Consider the following 4,692-nt stretch of genomic DNA (forward strand, 5'->3'; position numbering starts at 1 on the left):
CTGGTCTTGATCAGAATCCTGTTTCGTCAAAGATCATCATCCGGGAAGGTGCGTCCTCCCGGGATCCACAGGTTCTGATCATTGCTCCTCGCGAAATGGGGTGCGTGCCTAATACGAAAGTAAGGTGGGTCAGGCTGCCTCCTGGTTACTTAAGGTGACGTTGTAGCCGAGTTCTTGGAGGCGGCGGATGGCGTTGTTCTTGGTGCGGGTGGGGTCCTTTTTGGTAAAGAAGTCGGATCCTGGGTCGTGGTAGCACTCGCCGTCCGCGAGCATGTGCCAGACGGCGGTGAGGATGGAGTGTTGGGTGGCGACGATGGCTTTCATCTTGCCGCGGCGCACAATGAGTCTCTTATAGCGTGCCCCGAGGTAGCTGTTCTTGGGGTTTCTGGAAATCGACAAGGCCGCGACGCCCAGAGCGCCCTTGAGATAGCGGTTCCCAGGTCGGGTCCTGGTGGACTTTGCCCGGCCGGCAGACTCGTTGGATCCTGGGCTTAGGCCCGCCCAGGATGCGAGTCGGCCCGGGCTCTGGAAGGAGCTCATGTCTGCCCCGGTTTCGGCGATGATGACATCGGCCACGAGGGTGGAGACCCCGGGAATGGTAGCTAGAAATTCCCGTGCCGTTTGAAAGGGTTCCATCGCCTCGTTGATGCGGGTGGTGAGTTCCTCGACGCACCGAGTGATGGAATCGATGCGTTCCAGATGCATGTTGCAAAGATAAGCATGGTGCACCTCGAAGCGTCCGGTCAGCGCCTCTACGAGCTCGGGAACCCGCACGCGCATGCGCCCCCGAGCCAGGTCAGCCAACACCTGCGGATCCCGCTCACCCTTGATAAGTGCCTTGAGCATGGCCCGGGAGGAGACACCCATCAGGTCCGAAACATGGTCCGAGAGCTTAAGGCCGGTAGACTCCAGAAATTTCTCCAGTCGTTGGACTTCCCGGGTCCGGTCCTGGGTGGCGATGGTTCGTGCCCGGGTCAAATCCCGAAGTACGCGGATCGGTTGAGGCGGGACAAAACAAGGGCGCAGCAGCCCGTGCGCACCGAGCTGAGCTAACCAGGAAGCGTCGGACACGTCAGTTTTTCGCCCGGGAATGTTGCGGGCCGCCTTCGCATTGACGAGCATCACTGGCAGGAGGTCCTCCATCAGGTAGTAGAACGGCTTCCAGTAATCACTGGTTGCCTCCATGACCACCGTGGTGACCTTCGCGGCGACCAGCATGTCCCGCAGGGCGAGGATCTGATTGGTGGTGGAACCCCAGGTGGTGACCTCGGTGGAAAAAGTCCCGGCACGCTTGCCCGGGGACCGGATGGCGACCTTCGCGTCACCCTTGGAAATATCAATGCCCGCGGCACGTTCATGAACCAAGTCCACGGGACACCTCCTAACCTGCTTGTTTCAATGGGTGGTGATGCCTGCCATGTAGAGGGTGGAATTAAATCAGGACTCTAATACTCGTGCTCACAGCAACAATCCACGGTTCCCGTGGAACCCTCCGCACCACGCTCATTTACGGGCCAAACAACAGCACCAAGGAACGACCGGCGTCGGACACGGCAGACACCACCATCATCCCGCTGAGCCATCCGATTCACCAGAGGCAAGGTGCGTCAAGAGGGACTTTCGACACCCACGGCGCGCAGCGGCGCTGGCACGCTCATTTGGGAAATGCTCGCGAAATCTCTGGTGCATGGTCGGGTGCTTTGGTGTGCTGGAGGGATGTATGGGTTGACGTTGTCTGCGCGCAGGGAAATCACTAAGAAGGAAGCCGGCGCGTATGTGGCGGCGTCGAAGAAGGCCAAGGGCGAGATCCTGGACCGGTTGGTGGCGGAGGTGGGCTGGTCGAGGGCGAATGCCCGGCGGCAGCTGGGCAGGGCCTTCAAGCGGCGGGGCCCGGCCCGTATGGAGGTGCGCAAGCCGAGACCGCCGACGTATGGCTATGACACGGTGAAGGTGCTCCAGCAGGTCTGGGTCGTGGCTGGGCAGCCCTGCGGGAAGTACCTGGCCGCGGTCATGGGCACCACACTGGCCAACATGGACGCCCATATCCGCGCTGGCGCTTTCGGGAGGGTGCGGGCCCGTTACAGCCCCGCAGTGCATGACCAGTTGCTGGCGATGAGCGCGGCAACGATCGACCGGCTGCTGGCACCGTTCAAGCTCTCGATGTATCCGGACGGGAAGTCCACGACCAGGTCGCGGCGGAACCAGTACACCGAGTCGATCCCGATCATGTCCCGCATCCCGGATATTGACTGGCAGCCTGGCCTGGTTGCCATCGATACGGTCGCGCATTGCGGCAACAATGCCAAAGGCCAGTACGCATTCACACTGACCGCCACGGACGTGTACACCGGCTGGACCAGCAACCGGGCGATCAAGAACAAAGCCGCCAAATGGGTGGTCAAGGCGATGGATGAAATCCTGGACGAATTCCCATACCCCATCGACCACATCCATAGCGACAACGGCTCTGAATTCCTCAACGATCCGGTCACTACCTGGTGCAATGCCCATAACATCCGCATGACCCGGTCCCGGCCCCACCACTCCAACGACAACCCGTTCGTGGAGCAGAAAAACGAGGCCGTCGTCCGCCGCTCGGCGTTCAACTACCGCTACGACACCGATGCTGAATTGGGGCTCCTGAACGAGCTCTGGCCGCTGGTGAACCTGCGCAAAAACCTGTTCCTGCCCACCAAGAAAGTCACCGGATATCACCTGAGCCGCAAGGGGAAGTCAGTGCGCAGCTACGACGACCCGCGGACCCCGGCAGACCGGATCAAGGACACCGGGATCATGCTCGAACCCCAACGTCACTACCTGGACGAGCTCTACGCCAGTCTGGACCTGGCCGGCCTGACGAACCGGATCAACGAGATCCAGCAGCGACTCATCCGGCTGGCCGCCGCCAAGACCTACTCCCAAGCACCCCACGCAGCATGAGACTTTCGCGAGCACAATAGATGAGGCACGCAGGAATCATTTGGCGAGCATCTTGACATGAGGCACCACGGCCCCAGTCGGCCGAGTGGCCGAGGCCCCGCCGGACCGCGTCCGTTGGCCGGGATTCAGTGACCGTTTTCCGCAGCATCTGAGTCCCGCGCAGCAGTTTCGCCCATATCCAGGCGGGCCAGATCGTTCATGTCGTCGGCGGTCAGGGTGAAATCGAACGCAGAGATGTTCTCTCTCAACCAGACGGGGTCCGAAGCCTGCGGGATGGGCACCAGGTCCTGCTGAATGTGCCATCGCAGCAGGACCTGGGCAGGTGACCTGTTCAGACGGTCGGCGATGGCCACCACAAGGGGGTTCGCACGCAGTCCGGATTCACGGCCGATCGGGCTCCAGGATTGGGTGAGGATTCCCAGCTCCCGGTGGACCGCACGCGGTTGTGTGCGCGCCAGAGCAGGACTTAGCTGAATCTGGTTGACGTCCGGAACGACTCCGGTCGCTTCGATGATTTTCCTCAGGTGGGCCGGCTTGAAGTTGGAGACGCCGATGGCCTTGACGGCGCCTTCCTCTAACAGGGTTACAAGGCCTTTCCATGCCTCCGCATACGCGCCAAGCGCCGGCACCGGCCAATGGCACATGAACATGTCCAGATAGTCGACCCTAAGCTTCCGCAGGCTTTCGTCGTACGCCCGACGGACGCCGTCGACGCTGTGGGACTCCTTGTTGAACTTGCTGGAAATAAAGAGTTCCGCCCGCGGGACGCCGGCGGTTCTGATGCCGCGGCCCACGGCTTCTTCGTTGCGGTATTGAACGGCCGTGTCGACCAGCCTGTAGCCGGTCTGCACGGCACAGCGGACGGCTTGCTCGCATTCGGCGTCCAGCATCGGCCATGTTCCGAGGCCGATCCGCGGCATACTGTGTCCGTTCAGCAAGGGCAGCCTTGAGGTCGCACCTGGTCTCGGAGCCGTACTCGTTTCATTTATCATCGGAGGGCCTCGTCTTTCGGATCTGTCGATAGTTTGCTAAACGGCTGAAGCCTCAGCTCTTTATGTTTGGGCCATCACGGGTGCGGTCAGCTCAAGGTAGGCGTTTGCCTCCTGCAAGCCAACGCCGCCGCCACACTTGTTGTCGATGTCGAACAGACTGGCCAGATGCGGCAGCTCGGCACGGTCGCCGTAATCCAGCAAGTGAAGCACAACGCATAACTGCTGTCCAGATGTTAATTCCGTTCAGCAGAGAACTGGCGAGATCTGCCGGTGTGGCAGTGGTAGCCGCCCGCCCAGCGCCGTCTGGCCTGTAATCCTCGCCAGTGGGGGCCATTAAACGCATCGCCATGAGATAGCTTCGGATAGGGCCAAGCCTCCCGGAGACCGCCTCCCTTTTGAAGAAGAGCGACCCGGGCCATGTCGAGGCGTTGGCCCGGGCTTTGTCCGTGCTGAAGGCCTATCAGCAGCCAGGACAGGCCATTGTCGGTCTCGGATGTTGCCGAGTTCGTCGGGATCGCCAGGACCGCGGCGGGGCGATTCATCCTCACCCTGGAATACCTGGGTTATCTGTCCTACGACGCCAGTGGCTATTCCTTGCGGCTAGCAGTGCTGGAGATCGGGGATGCCTATCTGCTGAGCCATAAGCTGCTGGCGGTGGCCCATCCGCACCTTGAGCAATGATCAGAACCTGTGGATCCCGGGCGGGCGTGCCTTCCCGGAAGATGATCTGCAAGGAATCCGAATTCTGATCAAGACCAGC

Annotated in this window: 5 protein-coding genes; 2 read left to right on the forward strand and 3 right to left on the reverse strand. The window is 61.1% G+C overall.

What is annotated here, in order from left to right:
- Nucleotides 1-129: 129 nt before the first annotated feature.
- The gene (locus tag MSZK_RS29505; RefSeq protein ID WP_047040730.1) at nucleotides 130-1,371 is read right to left on the reverse strand and encodes an IS110 family transposase; all 1,242 of its coding nucleotides are present in this window, start codon (nucleotides 1,369-1,371) and stop codon (nucleotides 130-132) included.
- 354 nt (nucleotides 1,372-1,725) lie between these two features.
- Between MSZK_RS29505 and MSZK_RS29510 the strand changes: the two genes are divergently transcribed.
- Nucleotides 1,726-2,940: a DDE-type integrase/transposase/recombinase gene (locus tag MSZK_RS29510; RefSeq protein ID WP_157894437.1), complete on the forward strand. Its 1,215-nt coding sequence runs from the start codon at nucleotides 1,726-1,728 to the stop codon at nucleotides 2,938-2,940.
- A gap of 125 nt (nucleotides 2,941-3,065) precedes the next feature.
- On the opposite strand, the gene MSZK_RS29515 is transcribed toward MSZK_RS29510, so the two are convergent.
- Together MSZK_RS29515 and MSZK_RS32520 are read right to left on the reverse strand one after the other, a co-directional pair.
- Entirely contained in the window at nucleotides 3,066-3,932 is an 867-nt protein-coding gene (locus MSZK_RS29515; RefSeq protein ID WP_047040723.1) for an aldo/keto reductase, read from the reverse strand.
- A gap of 60 nt (nucleotides 3,933-3,992) precedes the next feature.
- A complete protein-coding gene (locus MSZK_RS32520; RefSeq protein WP_156525811.1) occupies nucleotides 3,993-4,133 on the reverse strand; it encodes a hypothetical protein in 141 nt (46 codons plus the stop codon).
- Nucleotides 4,134-4,391: 258 nt separating this feature from the next.
- Between MSZK_RS32520 and MSZK_RS29520 the strand changes: the two genes are divergently transcribed.
- Nucleotides 4,392-4,613, forward strand: coding sequence for a helix-turn-helix domain-containing protein (locus MSZK_RS29520; RefSeq protein WP_080989707.1), 222 nt, complete (start codon nucleotides 4,392-4,394; stop codon nucleotides 4,611-4,613).
- The last annotated feature ends 79 nt before the right edge of the window (nucleotides 4,614-4,692 follow it).

Origin of the sequence: Mycobacterium sp. shizuoka-1 (assembly GCF_002723835.1) — a bacterium.
GTDB lineage: Bacteria > Actinomycetota > Actinomycetes > Mycobacteriales > Mycobacteriaceae > Mycobacterium.

What these genes read in the sequence shown, in the direction of transcription:
- MSZK_RS29515 (WP_047040723.1), bottom strand. Translation starts at nt 3,932, where the DNA reads ATGATAAATGAAACGAGTACGGCTCCGAGACCAGGTGCGACCTCAAGG.